Source organism: Pseudomonas sp. R84, from assembly GCF_009834515.1.
GTDB lineage: Bacteria > Pseudomonadota > Gammaproteobacteria > Pseudomonadales > Pseudomonadaceae > Aquipseudomonas.
Genome location: NZ_CP019426.1, coordinates 3,124,084 through 3,142,178, shown reverse-complemented (window position 1 = coordinate 3,142,178; position 18,095 = coordinate 3,124,084). Strand labels below are relative to the sequence as shown.

The following is an 18,095-nucleotide window of genomic DNA, read 5'->3' as shown; positions in this document are numbered from 1 at the left end:
GACTACTCTCCACCAAGATCGGAAAAGGGTTTAAGCCCCGTCAATAACCCGTACAAACCGTGCAACGGCACGGGCAGCCACGTGGGGCGATTTTCGGCTTCATAGGCCACTTCATAGGCCGCCTTCTCCAGTCCGAACAACGCAAGTGCTGCGTCGGCACCTTCAGGATCTTGCCAGGCATGATCAAGACTAGCTGCCGCACGGCGATATGCCTGCACAAATGCCTCACGGGCCTCACGCAGATAGCGCTCGGCGACCAGACGCCGCGCGGTTTCAGACTCCGCGCTATGGTCAACGTTGTGCACGTTGATGGTCATCGCTGCCGCGTAATCGAAAGAGCGCAGCACGCCGCTGACATCTTTGTACGGACTGTGTTTGCCACGCCGCTCGCTCAATGGCCGCGCGGGTTCACCCTCGAAGTCGATCAGATAGGCATCGCCCTTGATCACCAGCACCTGGCCCAAATGCAGATCGCCATGGACGCGAATGCGCAAACCGCCGACGGCTTTCTTCGCCAGCTCCTGCACATGGGCGAGGATGGTTTTCTTCTCGTCGACCAGACGTTTGACCAGTTTCTGATCCGCTGCGCTGAGTTCGCCCTGATGCTGCTTGAGCAGTTTCAAGGCGTGCTCGACCTGGGCCACGACATCCTTGCCCGTCGCCTGCATGTCTTTGGCCGTCGACACCTGCGGCGCGAAGTCGGGATTGTTGGTTTTCGCGGCGAGCACCTTGTGCATCTCACCCAGACGTTGCCCAAGCATGCCGGCGAAATCCTTCAACTCGCCGAGGGCGTTGTAATGCTGTTCCTGCTCCGACATGGCATCAGCCAGCTCATCACGCAGCGCCCGTTCGAGGTTGTTCTGCGTCCACTCCCAAGCGTCGCCCTGATTGCTCAGATAGCCTTGGGCGATCATCAGCAGGTTGTCTTCGCCCTTGGCATCGTGGCGAATCACCGAGCCGAGCAGCGGAGAGATATTGGCAAATCCGGCCTCGGTCAGGTAAGCGCTCATCTCCAGTTCCGGGTGTACGCCAGAAGCGACTTTACGTATCAGCTTGAGCACCAGGCTGTTGCCGATTACCACCGAACTGTTCGATTGCTCGGCGGACAGATAACGCACTTCCGACTCTGCACCGAGGCCGAGTTTTTCCAGATACGGCGTCGGTGCGAAGCGGACTTCACCCTCATTCGACTCCAATACCGTGTTGTTCTGCATGCCTTGCAGCACCGCACGAACAAACGCTTCAAGGCTGAACGCGTCGGTGATCAGGCCGACTTGTCGCACGCGTCTTACACGGGACAGAGCCAATTGCTGCGGCAACGCCGGGCCAACCTGATCTTCGGCAATAAAACCAAACGGCAATTGATAACGACTGGTCTGCCCAGCGCTGGTGACTTCGATTTCGCTGAGCAGCACCGGATGCTGCGCATCGCCAAAGCGCACGCCGTAGGCCAGATGCACCTTGTCGATGGCCGCATCCTTGCCGGCGAACCAGCGACGATTTTGCAGCCAGCTCGGCAGAATGCTCTGCTCCAGCGTCGTACGCGACGGCGCTTCGAGCAATTCTTCCATGCGTTTTTTCAGCACCAGCGTGGTGAAGTCCGGCAGGCTCTGCGCCGGTTCGACGTGCCAGCTCGGCATCTGGTTTTCTGCCGCCAGGGCGAACCAGTAGAAACCGTAGGGGGCCAGGGTCAGGAGGAAATTCAACTGGCCAATCGGCGGGAACGCATTACCGCCGAGCATCTCCACCGGCACCATGCCGACATAGGCCGACAGATCCAGCTCCACCGCTTGCGCACTGCGCGAGACGTTGGCCACGCACAGAATGATTTCGTGTTTGCCGTCGACATCGGTGAATTCGCGGGTGTAGGCCAGCACGCGACGGTTGTTCGGCGAGAGCATTTTCAAGGTGCCACGGCCAAAAGCCTTGGACTGCTTGCGCACCGCAAGCAGACGGCGGGTCCAGTTCAACAGCGAATGCGGATCGCCGGACTGGGTTTCGACGTTGACCGACAAATAGCCGTACTGCGGGTCCATGATCGGCGGCAGTACCAGACTCGCCGGATCGGCGCGGGAGAAGCCGCCGTTGCGGTCGATCGACCATTGCATCGGCGTACGCACGCCATCACGGTCGCCGAGATAAATGTTGTCGCCCATGCCGATCTCATCGCCGTAATACAAAGTCGGCGTGCCAGGCATCGACAGCAGCAGACTGTTGAGCAGCTCGATGCGGCGGCGATCACGCTCCATCAACGGCGCCAGACGCCGGCGGATGCCAAGGTTGATCCGCGCACGGCGGTCAGCGGCGTAGTAATTCCATAGATAGTCACGTTCTTTGTCGGTGACCATCTCCAGCGTCAGTTCATCGTGGTTGCGCAGGAAAATCGCCCACTGGCAGTTGGCAGGAATTTCCGGGGTCTGGCGCAGAATATCGGTGATCGGGAAGCGATCTTCCTGGGCCAGCGCCATGTACATGCGCGGCATCAGCGGGAAGTGAAACGCCATGTGGCATTCGTCACCGTTGAGGCCTGCCGCATCCGTGTCGCCGAAATACAGCTGCGTGTCTTCGGGCCATTGGTTGGCCTCGGCGAGCAGCATGCGGTCGGGATAATTGGCGTCGATCTCAGCGCGGATCTGCTTGAGGACGTCGTGGGTCTCGGGGAGGTTTTCGTTGTTGGTGCCGTCGCGCTCGATCAGGTACGGAATCGCGTCGAGACGCAGGCCATCGATACCCATGTCCAGCCAGTAACGCATCACCGACAGCACGGCTTTCATCACTTGCGGGTTGTCGAAATTCAGATCCGGTTGGTGCGAATAGAAACGGTGCCAGAAGTACTGACCGGCGACCGGGTCCCAGGTCCAGTTGGATTTTTCCGTGTCGAGGAAAATGATCCGCGTGCCGTCGTACTTCTGATCGTCATCCGACCACACATAAAAGTCCCGCGCCGCCGAACCGGGTTTGGCCTTGCGCGCACGCTGGAACCACGGGTGCTGGTCGGAGGTGTGGTTGATGACCAGCTCGGTAATCACCCGCAAGCCGCGTTTGTGCGCTTCGGCGATAAAGCGCTTGGCGTCGGCCATAGTCCCGTAATCGCTGTGCACGCCACGGTATTCCGCAATGTCGTAGCCGTCATCGCGGCGTGGCGAGGGATAGAACGGCAACAGCCAGATGGTATTGACGCCGAGGTCGGCAATGTAATCGAGTTTGGCGATCAGGCCGGGAAAGTCGCCGATCCCGTCGTTGTTGGAGTCGAAAAACGATTTGACGTGAACTTGATAGATCACCGCGTCCTTGTACCAGAGCGGGTCTTTGATAAAGGTGGCTGCCTTGGGTTTCTTCGCCATGTGAAACTCCTGTTCAATTCTAGAAAAACCGTGAGCCGATCACCTGACTCGAAAACGCTGAGCAACCTGTAGGAGTGAGCCTGCTCGCGATCGCGGTTTCATATTCGGCAGAGTTGTCGCCTGCAAGATTGCTATCGCGAGCAGGCTCACTCCTACAATGGATCTGTGTTCAGGCAGTGATTCGCCAGATGCCAAACGGTTGATACGCCGGGTCCAAACGCATGAACTGGTATTTGCCATGCCAGTCCCAGCGATGCCCGTTCATCAAGTCTTCGCCGTGGGTCGTCGCATCGTCGGGCAGGCCCATTTCCCACAGCGGCAGTTCGAAATTCGCTTCCTGCACGTTATGCGGATCGAGGCTGACCGCGACCAGAATGAAGTTGCTGCCGTCAAAACTGCGTTTGCCGAAGTACAGAATGTTGTCGTTCCACGCGTTGTAGATCTTCAGACCCAAGTGTGTGTGCAACGCCGGGTTCTGCCGGCGAATGCGGTTGAGTTGGGCAATCTCGGCAATGATGTTGCCCGGCGCTGTGAAGTCGCGGACGCGGATCTCGTATTTCTCCGAGTCGAGGTATTCCTCCTTGCCCGGCACTGGGGCCGACTCGCACAGCTCAAACCCCGAATACATGCCCCACAAGCCCGAACCCATGGTTGCCAGCGCCGCGCGGATCAGAAACCCCGGACGCCCGGACTCGTGCAGGAACGCCGGATTGATATCGGGCGTATTGACGAAGAAGTTCGGCCGGTAGCATTCGCGCCACGGCGATTCATTCAGCTCGGTGAGGTACGTGGCCAGTTCGTTTTTGGTATTGCGCCAGGTGAAGTAGGTGTAGCTCTGTGTGTAGCCGACCTTGCCCAGACGCGCCATCATTGCCGGTGTGGTGAAGGCCTCGGCAAGGAAGATCACTTCCGGGTACAGCGCCCGCACATCGGCGATCAGCCATTGCCAGAACGGCAACGGTTTGGTGTGCGGATTGTCGACGCGGAAGATTTTCACACCCTCCTCTACCCAGCCGATGACGATGTCACGCAGCTCGATCCACAGACTCGGAATGGCGTCCGGCGCATAGAAGTCGACGTTGACGATGTCCTGGTATTTCTTCGGCGGGTTTTCCGCGTATTTGATCGTGCCGTCGGGGCGCCAGTTGAACCAGCCCGGATGCTGCTTGAGCCACGGATGATCCTGGGAACACTGGATGGCGAAATCGAGAGCGATTTCCAGTCCGTGATCGGCGGCAGCGGCCACCAGTCGGCGGAAGTCTTCGCGGGTGCCAAGTTGCGAGTGGATCGCCTCGTGACCGCCTTCCTCACTGCCGATGGCGTAAGGGCTGCCGGGATCATCGGGGCCGGCGGTCAATGAGTTGTTGCGACCCTTGCGATGGGCGCGGCCGATCGGGTGGATCGGCGTGAAGTACAGCACGTCGAAGCCCATGTCCTGAATCATTGGCAGACGTGAGTGCACATCGTTAAAAGTGCCGTGACGGTGGGGATCGTCGGTGATCGAACGTGGAAACAATTCATACCAACTGGCGAACTCGGCCAGTTCGCGTTCGACGTCCATGGGGAATTCAGGACTGACGCTCAAGTAGGCGCGGTGATCGGCCTCAGCCATCAATTGCGCACTGCGCGAGTGCAGAAACAGTGCGACCTGCTCGGTTTCGAGCAACCCGGACAACTCGTGGTGCAACGCGGCGAGCTGTTCGCTGAGCTGGCCTTCGCTGCGTTCAGCGGCCTGTTGCACCATCGTGCGGCCTTCTTGCAACTCGAGCGAAACCGGTACGGCGGCGGTGTGTTTTTTCTCCAGTTCGTACTGGAAACTCGCGAAGTGATCGATCCACGCTTCGATGCAATAGAGAAAACGGCCCTGCTGTTCAGGGCGGAACTGGCCTTGCCAGCCGTTATTGCCCTGATCAGTCATGACTTCGCTTTGCCAGGTCTCTTCACCTTCCTCGCGCCACCGGATGCGCACGGCGAGTTTGTCGTGACCGTCGGCAAACACCTTGCTGGTGACCACCACTTCACGGCCGGCAATCGACTTCACGGCGAACTGTCCGCCATCGAGCGTCGGCATGGTGTTTTCAATGACAATGCGCGGCAGCAGCAACGCCTGCGACAGTGGCATGTGCGGGTTGTAGCTTTGTTCAGAGGGTTTTTCAGCAGTCATTGAGCATCTCTCCTTAACGCCCCAAGGACGCTCTTGTGCCGGTTCGGCGTTCACAATCGAGCGCCTGCCCGGAATGAACTCACTTAGGTTCCGAGCGACCGGCGCCGGGAAAAGTTCAGATGAAATTGCCGTGTCAGGAAAGCGGATCGAATTGCGCGCAGGGTGGTCAATCCACTTAAGCACTTCTCACGCCATGTGCCACACGGAGGTCATCAGATGAACATCCCTATCCCGGCCGAAACGCCCGATCCGAACATCGACAAACCCACCCTGCCCGAGACCGAGCCGCAACCGGTTCCCGAACAGGAACCGCCCGGCACCACGCCACCGCCGAAAGAAGAACCGCCGAGCACGATGCCGCCCGTGATCGTTTAACTTCGCGAACTGATCATTCCCACGCTCCGCGCAGGAATGATCAGTGGTCGTCAGTCTTCTCCTCTTCTTTTTCGAAGAGTTTTACGATGCGTGGCATCACGCTGAAAATTGCCAGCGCCAGAAAGGTGCTGAGCAATGCCGTAGCCTCTCTGCCCAACCCGGCCGCCACACCAATGGCCGCCGTCATCCACAGCCCGGCAGCAGTAGTCAAGCCTTTGACATGGCCTTCATCGCCTTCCTTGTTTTTCAGGATAGTCCCGGCACCGAGAAAGCCGATCCCGGCAATCACCCCCTGCACCACCCGGCTCATCGCATCGGACTCGGCCCCGGACGTCTGCGGCACCAGCACAAACAACGCCGCCCCCAGCGCTACCAGCATGTGCGTGCGCACCCCGGCAGCCTTGCCCTTGTGCTCGCGCTCGAAGCCGAGAATTCCACCGAGTACCGCCGCCATCAGCAGGCGCACGGTGATGCGCGTCAATTGCGAAGCATCTCCGACGTCGGCGAATTCCGCTTGCAGGGTTTGCCACACTTCATGCCACCACGCGTTCATCGTGCAGTCCTTGTTATTGGCTGGATAAACGATGGACAGCGGCGACCATTAATCAGTTGCGCAGAACGATCGGCGAAGTGTGCGCCCTAACCTTGCAGACCTCCCTGAAAAAAGGACTGCTCCTATGCCTCTTCGAGTCGATGAATCCAACCCCGAGCAAAAAGTGTGTTTTTTCACCGTTGAACATGGCGAGGAAATTCGCATTTGCGACACCTTGGAAGTCATGACGGATAGCGAAAAATCCATGTCGTTCGTGGAAATAGAAGGCCGGCGCGTTTACATCACCGAGGCAGAAGCTGACGCCTTGACCGTCGCAGGCGCCAAGGACGGTCGCAAACACCTGAAAGCCGACGAGAGTGATTCGGTGATTTGACTGACCTTGATCAACACCGCGCGCAAACGTCTGCGATAGGCGTTTGCGCCCACGCCTGCGGGCTGCTTCAACTTGTCGCAGGCGCCGCGCGAAAACGCATCTGATCCGCTTTTTATTGAAATACCTGAGTCTGTTATGCAAACAGATCGACACTCATAGTGCTCTGGCCTGATGGAGGCTGATGAGCGAATGACCATGAGCGAACAAATCCCCGTCCGAACCGTAGAAGTAACGCCCACTATAAAGAGTGTGCCCGCACGCCCAATGAAGGCGACGGCCAAATCCAGCGACAACCAGATCCACACCCGCAGCTTCACCGGCCTGTTCCGCACCCTGCGCATGAGCGGCGCGGGTTTTCTGTTTGTGCTGTTTTTCGGCACGGTGTGGCTGAACTGGGGCGGACGTCAGGCGGTGCTCTGGGATCTTTCCGAAAGCAAATTCCACATCTTTGGCGCGACATTCTGGCCGCAGGATTTCATTCTGCTTTCGGCTCTGCTGATCATCGCCGCGTTCGGCCTGTTCGCCATCACCGTGTTTGCCGGTCGGGTCTGGTGCGGCTACACCTGCCCGCAGAGTTCGTGGACGTGGATCTTCATGTGGTGCGAGAAGATCACCGAAGGCGAGCGCAACCAGCGAATCAAACTGCAAGCCGCGCCGTGGAGTCTGAACAAGCTGGCTCGGCGCGCGGCCAAGCACACCCTATGGCTGGCGATCAGCGTGCTCACCGGCCTGACTTTCGTCGGTTACTTCACGCCGATCCGGCCATTGGCCGAAGAACTGCTGACCCTGCAAATCGGCGGCGTCAGCCTGTTCTGGGTGCTGTTCTTCACTGCTGCCACTTACATCAACGCCGGTTGGCTGCGCGAGGCGGTGTGCATGCACATGTGTCCGTATGCGCGGTTCCAGAGCGTGATGTTCGACAAGGACACCCTGGCGATTTCCTACGACGTCGCCCGTGGCGAGAACCGTGGCCCGCGTAAACGCGACGTGAAACCGCTGGAAGCCGGCCTGGGTGATTGCATCGACTGTCAGTTGTGCGTGCAGGTCTGCCCGACCGGCATCGACATTCGCGACGGCTTGCAGATGGAGTGCATCGGCTGCGCCGCGTGCATCGATGCCTGTGACTCGATCATGGACAAAATGAATTACCCGCGTGGTTTGATCCGCTACAGTTCCGAGCGCGAATTGCAGGGTGGCAAGACCCATCTGCTGCGCCCCCGACTGATTGGCTACAGCGTGGTGCTGGTGGCGATGATCGGCGCGCTGGCATGGGCGCTGGTCGAGCGGCCGATGGTCTCGCTGGACGTGACCAAGGATCGTGGGCTGTTCCGCGAGAACGGTCAGGGGCAGATCGAAAACATCTATAGCCTGAAAGTCATCAACAAGACCCAGCAGCGCCAGGATTACAACCTGAGCCTGGTCGATGGCGACGGCTTCCAGTTGCAAGGCAAGACGGAGTTGAGCCTGGCCCCGGGTGAGATTGTCGATGTGCCGGTGTCGGTGGCGATGACCACGGAACGCCCGGCCAGCAGCTCGCAAACCTTGAGTTTCAAGATTGCCGACAGTGATGAGCCTGAGGTTTACAGCGTGGCGAAGAGCAGGTTTGTTGCGCCGATGAATCGCTGAGCCGTTAGAATCTTTTCCCCTCACCCCAGCCCTCTCCCAGGGGTAGAGGGGGCCGACCGAGGTGTCTGTCGCTATACATCGACCTGAGAAACCGAGTCGATTATGGATTCAACAAAGCATTCTCAGGTCGAGTCGATTACGGATTCGGCGAAGCACTTTCAGGTCGGTGTAGTTCACAAGCATCCCCCAATCAGTCCCCTCTCCCTCTGGGAGAGGGCTAGGGTGAGGGCTTCCTCCCTGACACACCTCAATAACACCAGCACCAAGGTACTCGATGAAACGCTACGAAAAATTCGCCGACGACATCGCTGAACTGATCCGCTCCGGCGTCCTTGGCCCCGGCCAGCGCGTGCCTTCGGTGCGCTACGCCAGCCAGACCTACGGCGTCAGCCCGTCCACGGTGTTTCAGGCCTACTACCTCCTTGAACGTCGTGGCCTGATCCGCGCCCGACCGCGCTCCGGCTACTTCGTCAACACCCATGCACCGAGCCCGTTTTCCGAGCCGGTGATCAGTAGCCACGTCAACGACTCCACCGAAGTCGACGTCAGCGAACTGGTGTTCTCGGTACTCGATTCGATCAAGGACCCAAGCACTATCCCCTTCGGCTCGGCATTCCCCAGCCCTACCCTGTTCCCGCTGCAACGTCTGTCGCGCTCGCTGGCCAGCGCTGCCCGCGAGATGGATCCGCGCATGGTCGTCACCGACATGTCGCCGGGCAACCCGCAACTGCGCCGGCAGATCGCCCTGCGCTACATGGTTGGCGGCCTGATGCTGCCGATGGAAGAATTGCTGATCACCAACGGCGCCCTCGAAGCGCTGAACCTGTGCCTGCAAGCCGTGACCGAACCGGGCGATCTGGTGGCGATCGAAGCCCCGGCCTTCTACGCCAGCCTGCAAGTACTCGAACGGCTGAAACTCAAAGCAGTGGAAATCCCCGTACATCCACGCGACGGCATCGACCTCGGCGTGCTCGCGCAAACCCTCGAACGTCACCCGATCAAGGCCTGCTGGTGCATGACCAGTTTCCAGAACCCGATGGGCGCCACCATGCCCGAGGCGAAGAAACAGGAACTGGTCGAACTGCTGCGCCGCCATCAGGTGCCGCTGATTGAAGACGATGTCTACGCTGAACTCTATTACGGTCAACAGGCACCAAAACCGGCCAAGGCTTTCGATACCGAAGGTCTGGTGATGCACTGCGGCTCGTTCGCCAAGAGCCTGGCCCCCGGCTACCGCATCGGCTGGGTCGCTGCCGGGCGCTATGCGCAGAAAATCGAACGACTGAAACTGATGACCTCGCTGTGTGCCTCGATGCCAGCGCAAGCAGCGATTGCCGACTACCTGCAACACGGCGGCTACGACCGGCATCTGCGCAAACTGCGCTACGCCCTGGAAGAACAGCAGAGCGCGATGTTAGCGGCCATCGCCCGTTACTTCCCGGCGCAGACGCGGGTCAGCCAGCCGGCGGGCGGTTACTTCTTGTGGCTGGAACTGCCACCGCAGATGGATTCGCTGAAGCTGTTTCAGATGGCACTGGCGCAAGGCATCAGCATCGCGCCGGGGCCGATTTTCTCGCCGACGCAGCGCTTCAGGAATTGTATTCGGTTGAATTATGGCAGCCCTTGGACCGAGGATTCGGAGAAGGCCATGGAGACGTTGGGGCGGATTGTGCGGTCGTTCTGACAGATTATTGCTGCCCCGTCAGAAGCTATCGCGAGCAGGCTCACTCCTACAGGGGAACGCATTCCAAATGTAGGAGTGAGCCTGCTCGCGATAGGGCCAGAGCGGTCACCGCTGAATTAACGCCCGCCCCCCAAATCAACAAACGTCCCGGTCGCATACGACGCCTTGTCCGACAACAACCAGACAATCGCCTCCGCCACCTCATCCGGCCGCCCGCCACGGGCCATCGGAATTGCCGACTCCAGCTTGCTGACCCGATCCGGATCGCCGCTCAACGCGTGAAAATCGGTGTAGATATAACCCGGGCGCACCGCGTTGACCCGAATCCCCTCGCCCGCGACTTCCTTGGACAAACCGATGGTGAAGGTATCGAGCGCACCTTTGGACGCCGCGTAATCGACATACTCGTTCGGCGAGCCGAGACGCGAGGCCACCGACGACACATTGACGATACTGCCGCCCTGCCCGCCGTGCTTGGGCGACATGCGCAGGATCGCGTGCTTGGCGCAGAGGATCGGCGCCAGGACATTGGTTTTCATGATCTTGAGAATGCGGAATTCGGACATTTCGTCGACCCGCGACTTTTGCCCGACGGTGCCAGCATTGTTCACCAGGGCGGTGACCCGGCCCAACTCGGTGTCGACCCGATGGAACAGCGCGATCACTTCGTCTTCGATGCTGACGTCGGCGCGCACGGCGATGGCCTGGGCGCCCAATGCGCGAACTTGCTCCAGCACGCTTTGCGCGGCTTGCTCATCCGACTGATAGTTGATGCAGATCCGATAGCCTTGCTCGGCAGCCAACAACGCCGTAGCGGCGCCAATCCCGCGCCCGCCACCGGTGATCACAATGACTTTATCCATGCTGGCCTTTCCCCCCAATGCACACGTAACAGTCGGGGGGAAGAATAACCGCCATTGGCGGGTTTTGCATGGAGTCTGTGGTGTCTGGACAGACGTCTTCGCGAGCAGGCTCGCTCCCACAGGGGTATGCATTCCAAATGTGGGAGCGAGCCTGCTCGCGAAGAACGATAACGCGGTCGATCAGACCACCGCCACCTGCTCGCCCCGCGCAATATCCCGCATGAATTTATCTGCCGGCATCGGATGCCCCAGCAGATAACCCTGCAACGAATCACAGCCCAACTCAGTCAGAAACGCCTGCTGCACACCGGTTTCCACGCCTTCAGCGACAATCCGCAACCCAAGCGCCTGCCCCAACGCAACGATCGCCGAGACGATCGCCGCATCATCACTGTCATGCTCAAGATCGCGCACAAAACCACGGTCGATCTTCAGCTCGTTGGCCGGCAAACGCTTGAGGTACATCAGGCTGGAATAACCGGTACCGAAGTCATCGATCGACAGATCTACGCCCATGTCCGACAACTCCTGCAACACCGTCATGCTCGCATCGGCATCGCTCATCGCCGTGGTTTCGGTGATTTCCAGGGTCAGGCTGTTGGCCGGCAAGTGGTGGGTGGCCAGCGCCTTGGCCACGCTGCGCACCAGACCGGTGTGGCAGAACTGCAACGCCGACAGGTTCACCGCAATCCGCCAATCGGTGTAACCGAGCACGTACCACTCGCGCATCTGCCGGCAGGCCTCATTGAGCACCCATTCACCGATCGGAATGATCAGCCCGGATTTCTCCGCCAGTTCGATGAACTTGTCCGGCATCAGCATGCCGTGAACTGGATGCTGCCAGCGCAGCAACGCTTCCGCGCCGACCGGACGGCCATTGGCGGCGTCGAACTTCGGCTGGTAATACAGACTGAACTGGCTGTGCTCCAGCGCCGCGCGCAGATCTTGCAACAACTGCAATTGCTTGCGCGCGTTGTTGTTCATCGACGCGTCGAAGAAGCTGTAACCATTTTTGCCGCCGCCCTTGGCGTGGTACATCGCCGCGTCGGCGTTCATCAGCAGTTCCTGCGCGTTCTGGCCATTGCCCGGATACAAGGCGATGCCGACGCTGGCGGAGATCTGCAAGTCATGCTCGGCGACACGAAACGATTGCGCAATCAGACCGACCTGACGTGCCGCCAGCCCGAGCGCGTCATTGGGTTCGGTCAGGCGCACCAGCAACACGAATTCATCGCCACCGATGCGCGCCAGTGTGTCCGGGCCGCGCAAGTCTTCACGCAGACGCAACCCCACTTCGCGCAACAACTGGTCGCCCATATGGTGACCGAAGGCATCGTTGACCGGTTTGAAGCCGTCCAGATCGATGAACATCAAGGCAAAACAGCCGCCCTGCTCGTGGACCTTTTTCATCGCCTGATTGATGCGGTCGTCCAGCAGCATGCGGTTCGGCAGGCCGGTCAGGGTGTCGTGCAGAGCCAGTTGCGTGAGTTCGCGGTTGGCCACAGTCAATGAGTGCGCCAGATCAGCGGTGCGCGCTTCCAGGCGTGCGTCGAGAATCGAGGTCAGCAAGGCAATCGAAAGCACTGCCAACGTGGTGATCAACACCAGACTGTCGAGGCCGTTGCCTTTCAAGCCATTGACAGTGGCACCGCAGAAACTGCCGTCAGGAAATTGTGCAGCCGCCATGCCGGTGTAATGCATGCCGACAATGGCGATGCCCATGATGATCGCCGCGCCGCCACGAATCAGGCGCACGTACGGCGAGTGCTGACGCAGGCGGAAAGCGATCCACAGTGCCGCAGCCGAGGCGCCGACGGCAATCAGCAACGAAGCGCCAAACAGCGTCGGGTCGTAATCGATCCCAGGCGTCATGCGCATCGCCGCCATACCGGTGTAATGCATGGCACTGATTCCGGTGCCCATGATCAACGCGCCAAACGCCAGTTGCAGAATCGGCAGCTTCGGCTGGCTGACCAGCCACAAGGCGAACCCGCAGGACAACACGGCAATCAGCAGTGACAGCGCGGTCAGAGTGATGTCGTAGCCAAGGTCGATCGGCAGTTTGAAGGCGAGCATGCCGATGAAGTGCATCGACCAGACGCCGATGCCCATGGCAAACGCACCACCGGCGGTCCAGAAATGCACCGCACGGCCCTTGGCCGTGGCAATGCGACCGGTGAGGTCGAGCGCGGTGTAGGAAGCGAGAATCGCCACGCACAACGAAATGAAAACCAGGGTGGAGGAATAACTACCGATGAGCATGGGATTTCTCGTGGCCACCCAACGCGGATTGCGTCCATTCTCGGTCGGGCAAATGCGGCGATTGTACTGATTGCGCAGAAGAACGCACTGACAAAGTAAGCAATTGGCCATCAAGCCGATGAAACGCTCGTTTGATCGGCCGACGAGGCTCTGGCGCGGCGTTCATAGCTTTGCTCAAAACTGAAATACATACCCGTAGGAGGCACATGGCGTCAGTTGGAGTTGCTTACGTCCAGTTGCCCGTCCCAACCACCGCCCAGCGCCGCTATCAATTGCACGCTGGCGATCAAGCGGCTTTGCAGAATGTTCAGCACGCTGCGCTCGTTGCTTAACGCTGTCGCTTGCACCACCACCACATCGATGTAGGCAATCAACCCGGCCTTGTACTGGTTTTCCGTCAGGCGCAGGGAGTCGCGGGCGGCATCGAGGGCTTCCTGACGCACCGCTGCTTCGTCTTCGTACACCTTGAGCTGCACCAGATAGTTTTCCACCTCGCGGAAACCGTCGAGCACGGTCTGGCGGTACTTGGCCACGGTCTGGTCGTACACCGCCTCGGTGCGCTCGACTTCTGCCGAGCGTATGCCACCGTCGAACAGCGGCAGCGCCAGTTTCGGCCCGACCGACCAGAAACGGTTCGGCAGGCTAACCAGATTCTGCGAGGTACTGCTGCTGTAGCCGCCGCTCAGGCTCAGGCTCAGGTCCGGGTAATACGCCGCTTTGGCCACGCCGATGTTGGCGTTGGCGGCAATCACCGAACGCTCTGCCGAAGCAATGTCCGGGCGGCGCTCGAGCAATTGCGATGGCAGGCTCAACGGCACCTGCGGCAGCTTTGGAATGGTCTGCACTTCGGCAATGTTGAAATCCGCCGGCGCTTGCCCGGTCAGCACGGCAATCGCATTTTCGAACTGCGCGCGTTGCCAGATCAGATCGACCAGATCGGCCTGGGTGCTTTTCAGTTGCGTCTGCGCTTGCGCTACCGCATCGCGCCCGGAAACCCCGGCGCGGTATTGGTTCTGGGTCATTTTCAGCGAGCGCTCATACGCCGCCACCGTGGCTTCGAGCAGACGTTTTTGCTGATCGATCACGCGCAATTGCAGGTAGTTCTGCACCAGCTCCGATTGCTGGCTCAGACGCATGGCCGCCAAGTCGGCAAAACTGGCCTGGGCGCTGGTCTCATCGGCTTCCAGTCCACGGCGCAGCTTGCCCCACACATCGGCTTCCCAACTGACACCCAGCTCAGCGTTATAGGTATCGCGAATACCACTGGACGAACTGCTCAGACTCGAACTGCTGCTGCCGGTGCCCTGACTGGAGCGGGTCTTGCCCAGGCTCAAGTCAACGCTGGGATAAAACGCTCCGCGAGCACTGCGCACCAAGGCCTGGGCCTGACGGTACTGGGCTTCCGACTGCGCGACGGTCTGGTTGGCGTTGTTGAGTTTTTCGATCAGTCCGTTGAGCTGCTGATCGCCGTATAACTCCCACCACGCACCACGGGCCAGCGAATCGCTCGGGTTGGCCTGAGTCCAGCCCTCGGCTTCCTTGTACTGGGCAATTTCAGCGGTCTGCGGACGCTGGTAGTCCGGGCCGACAGCGCAGGCGCTGAGCATCGCCACGCACAGCGACAGGCTCAGCAGACGCGAGCCGCGAGCAGTGGCCAGATTGAAAAGCGAACGGTCAGTCATAGCGGAGTTTCCAGAGCGGCGTCAGTACGCACGCCACGCCATTTGTTGAAACGATGGCGCAGCTTGTCGAGATAGAGGTAAACCACAGGTGTGGTGTAGAGCGTCAGCACCTGGCTGAAAATCAGTCCACCGATGATGGTCAAACCGAGCGGCTGGCGCATTTCCGCGCCTTCGGCCCGGCTGAGCAGCAACGGCAAGGCGCCGAGAATCGCCGCCAGCGTGGTCATCAGAATCGGCCGCAGGCGTTGCAGACAGGCACTGCGGATCGATTCCAGCGGCGACAGCCCTTGATGCCGTTCCAGTTGCAGCGCGAGGTCGATCATCAGAATGGCGTTTTTCTTCACCACGCCAATCAGCAGGAACAACCCGAGCAACGAGATCAGACTGAACTCGCCGCCCAGCGCATAGATCGACAGCAACGCGCCGACACCGGCCGAAGGCAAGGTCGACAGAATCGTCAGCGGGTGGATGTAGCTTTCGTACAGCACGCCCAATACCAGATACACCGCCAACAACGCCCCGAGAATCATGAACGGTTGGCTCTTCTGCGTAGCGGCAAAGGCGTCGGCCGTGCCGGCCATTTTCGCGATGACATCTTCCGGCAGGCCGAGCTTGGCAATCGCCCGTTCGATTGCGGCACTGCCCTGCTCCACTGTCACGCCTTCGGCCATGTCGAAAGAGATGTCCTCGGAGGCGAACTGGCCTTCGTGGCTGACGCGATCATCTTCCAGGCTGCTCTCATAATGAGCGATCGTCGACAGCGGCACCCGCGCACCGTCAGCGGTGATCACCTGCACTTGCTTGAGAGTCACCGGGTCCTGGGCGTATTTCGGATTGACCTCCATCACCACCTGATACTGGTTGAGGCTGTCATAGATCGTCGAAATCTGCCGCTGGCTGTAGGCGTTGTTCAACACCGAGGTAACCATGTCCATGTCGATCCCCAGGCGCTTGGCCTGATCGCGGTCGACAATCAACGTCACTTGCTGGGCACCCTTGCCTTCACGCGCATCGATCGCGGTCAGTTCGGGCAACGCCCTTAACGCGGCAACCACTTTTGGATACCACTTGCGTAACTCGCCCAGATCGCCACTCTGCAGGATGTAGCTGTACTGCGAGGTAGTCTGTTCGCGGCCGCCGCCAAATTGCAGATCCTGATCCGCCATCAGCATCAGTTGCGCGCCGGGCACCTTGGGCATTTCCTTGCGCAGGCGCTCGATGACTTTCTGCGCGTTGAGCTGGCGCTCCTTGATCGGCTTCAGACGCACCAGCATGAAAGCGTTATTGGTGCCGTTGGAGCCACCGATGAACCCGGCGACACTTTCCACCGCTTCGTCCTTGAGCACGGCGCGGCGGAAGATTTCCATTTTCGGCTGCATCACACTGAACGACAGACCGTCGTCACCGCGCACGAAACCGATCAACTGGCCGGTGTCCTGCTGCGGCATGAAGGTTTTCGGCACCACCACGTACAGCGCGACGTTGACGCCGACGGTGATCAGCAAGCTGAGTAACGTCAGGCGCCGGTGGCGCAACACCCAGTCGAGGCTGGTGGCGTATTTGCCAACCATCCAGTCGTTGGTGCGGCGGCTCCAGCGTTGCAGGCGGTTTTCCTGCCCCGGTGTGTGCGGTTTGAGCCAACGGGCGCAAAGCATCGGCGTCAGCGTCAGCGAAACCACCAGCGAGACGACGATGGCCGCGGCCAGGGTGATGGAAAATTCGCGGAACAGACTTTCGACAATCCCACCCATGAACAGAATCGACAGAAACACCGCGACCAGCGAGACGTTCATCGACAGCAAGGTGAAACCGACTTCCTTGGCCCCGAGGTACGCGGCCTGCATCGGTTTGACGCCTTCGTCGATGTGCCGGGAAATGTTCTCCAGCACCACAATGGCGTCGTCCACCACCAGCCCGGTGGCCAGAATCAGCGCCATCAGTGACAAGTTGTTCAGCGAGAAACCGTAGAGGTACATCACCGCAAAGGTGCCGACCAGCGACACCGGCACGGCCAATGTCGGAATCAGCGAGGCGCGGAAGTTACCGAGGAACAGGAACACCACCAGAATCACCAGCGCCACGGCAATCAGCAGGGTCATCTCGGCTTCATGCAGAGTGGCCTTGATCACCGGCGAACGGTCCATGGCCAGATTCAGTTTCACACTGGCCGGCAACACCGCTTGCAGGGCCGGCAGTTGCGCCTTGATCTCGTTGACCGTCTCGATGATGTTAGCGCCGGCCTGGCGGTTGATCACCAGCAGCACCGCCGCGTCATCGTTGAAGAAGCCGCTGTTGTAGCGGTCTTCGACGCCGTCGCTGACTTTGGCCACATCCTTGAGGCGCAGCGCGGCGCCGTCGGCATAGTGGATGATCAGTGACTCGTAATCCTTGGCTTTTTCCAACTGGTCATTGGCCTGGATCTGCCACAACCGTTGGCCGTCCTCAACCGAACCTTTGGGCCGGCGCACGTTGGCATCGGCGATAGTCTTGCGCACATCGTCGAGCGCCACGCCGTATTGGTTCAGCGCTTGCGGTTCGAGTTCGATACGCACCGCCGGCAACGAACTGCCGCCGATCTGCACTTCACCGACGCCCTGCACCTGCGACAGGCTCTGGGACAGAATGGTCGAAGCCAAATCGTAGAGCTGGCCTTTTTCCAGCACATCGGAGGTCAGCGACAGCACCATGATCGGCGCTTGCGACGGATTGACCTTCTTGTAGGTCGGCATGCTGCGCATACCGCTCGGCAACAGGTTGCGCGAGGCGTTGATCGCCGCCTGCACTTCCCGCGCGGCACCGTTGATGTCGCGGTCGAGATCAAATTGCAGAATGACCCGGGTCGAACCCTGACTGGAGCGGCTGCTCATGGTGTTGACGCCGGCGATTGCGCCGAACGAGCGCTCCAGTGGCGTCGCCACGGTGGACGCCATGACCTCCGGACTGGCGCCGGGCAGGCTCGCCTGCACGACGATCACCGGGAAATCCATTTGCGGTAACGGCGCCACCGGCAGCAGACCGAAGCTGACGCCGCCGAGCAGCATGATTGCCAGGCTCAGCAGCATCGTTGCGACTGGACGCTTGATGAAAGGACCGGAGAGGTTCATTGACCGCGATCCCCGACTTCACACCCATCCCCTGTAGGAGTGAGCCTGCTCGCGATAGCGGTGTG

At 59.9% G+C, this 18,095-nt stretch carries 11 protein-coding genes; 4 read left to right on the top strand and 7 right to left on the bottom strand.

From position 1 onward, the window contains the following. Positions 1–2 precede the first annotated feature (2 nt). Together treS and PspR84_RS13930 are read right to left on the bottom strand one after the other, a co-directional pair. Entirely contained in the window at positions 3–3,344 is a 3,342-nt protein-coding gene (treS, locus tag PspR84_RS13935; RefSeq protein WP_160057704.1) for a maltose alpha-D-glucosyltransferase, read from the bottom strand. Between the two features lie 169 nt (positions 3,345–3,513). Beyond that, a complete protein-coding gene (locus PspR84_RS13930) occupies positions 3,514–5,508 on the bottom strand; it encodes an alpha-1,4-glucan--maltose-1-phosphate maltosyltransferase (RefSeq protein ID WP_160057703.1) in 1,995 nt (664 codons plus the stop codon). Between the two features lie 216 nt (positions 5,509–5,724). Between PspR84_RS13930 and PspR84_RS29475 the strand changes: the two genes are divergently transcribed. Next, positions 5,725–5,883 carry a hypothetical protein gene (locus PspR84_RS29475; protein WP_164979430.1) on the top strand — a complete coding sequence of 53 codons (159 nt, stop codon included), beginning with the start codon at positions 5,725–5,727 and terminating at the stop codon, positions 5,881–5,883. Between the two features lie 40 nt (positions 5,884–5,923). Here the strand turns inward: PspR84_RS29475 and PspR84_RS13925 are convergent, their stop codons facing one another. Then, positions 5,924–6,436, bottom strand: coding sequence for an MgtC/SapB family protein (locus PspR84_RS13925; RefSeq protein WP_160057702.1), 513 nt, complete (start codon positions 6,434–6,436; stop codon positions 5,924–5,926). A gap of 124 nt (positions 6,437–6,560) precedes the next feature. Here PspR84_RS13925 and PspR84_RS13920 point away from each other — a divergent pair, with 124 nt between their 5' ends. From PspR84_RS13920 to mapR, 3 genes are all read left to right on the top strand, one after another. Further along, positions 6,561–6,809 carry a DUF3203 family protein gene (locus PspR84_RS13920; protein WP_038368975.1) on the top strand — a complete coding sequence of 83 codons (249 nt, stop codon included), beginning with the start codon at positions 6,561–6,563 and terminating at the stop codon, positions 6,807–6,809. 195 nt (positions 6,810–7,004) lie between these two features. Continuing rightward, a complete protein-coding gene (gene ccoG / locus PspR84_RS13915; protein WP_160057701.1) occupies positions 7,005–8,435 on the top strand; it encodes a cytochrome c oxidase accessory protein CcoG in 1,431 nt (476 codons plus the stop codon). Between the two features lie 274 nt (positions 8,436–8,709). Then, positions 8,710–10,119 carry a GntR family transcriptional regulator MpaR gene (gene mapR / locus PspR84_RS13910; protein ID WP_034155962.1) on the top strand — a complete coding sequence of 470 codons (1,410 nt, stop codon included), beginning with the start codon at positions 8,710–8,712 and terminating at the stop codon, positions 10,117–10,119. 116 nt (positions 10,120–10,235) lie between these two features. Here mapR and PspR84_RS13905 read toward each other — a convergent pair whose 3' ends face one another. The 4 genes from PspR84_RS13905 to PspR84_RS13890 form a co-directional block, all read right to left on the bottom strand. After that, entirely contained in the window at positions 10,236–10,982 is a 747-nt protein-coding gene (locus tag PspR84_RS13905; protein WP_038368973.1) for an SDR family oxidoreductase, read from the bottom strand. 180 nt (positions 10,983–11,162) lie between these two features. Continuing rightward, positions 11,163–13,244, bottom strand: coding sequence for an EAL domain-containing protein (locus tag PspR84_RS13900; RefSeq protein WP_160057700.1), 2,082 nt, complete (start codon positions 13,242–13,244; stop codon positions 11,163–11,165). Positions 13,245–13,456: 212 nt separating this feature from the next. After that, positions 13,457–14,926, bottom strand: a complete 1,470-nt coding sequence (locus tag PspR84_RS13895) for an efflux transporter outer membrane subunit (protein WP_160057699.1) — start codon at positions 14,924–14,926, stop codon at positions 13,457–13,459. Continuing rightward, positions 14,923–18,030 (bottom strand): efflux RND transporter permease subunit, encoded by a 3,108-nt coding sequence (locus PspR84_RS13890; RefSeq protein ID WP_116032998.1) that lies wholly within the window; start codon positions 18,028–18,030, stop codon positions 14,923–14,925. Before PspR84_RS13890 ends, PspR84_RS13895 begins: the two co-directional genes overlap by 4 nt. Positions 18,031–18,095: the final 65 nt, after the last annotated feature.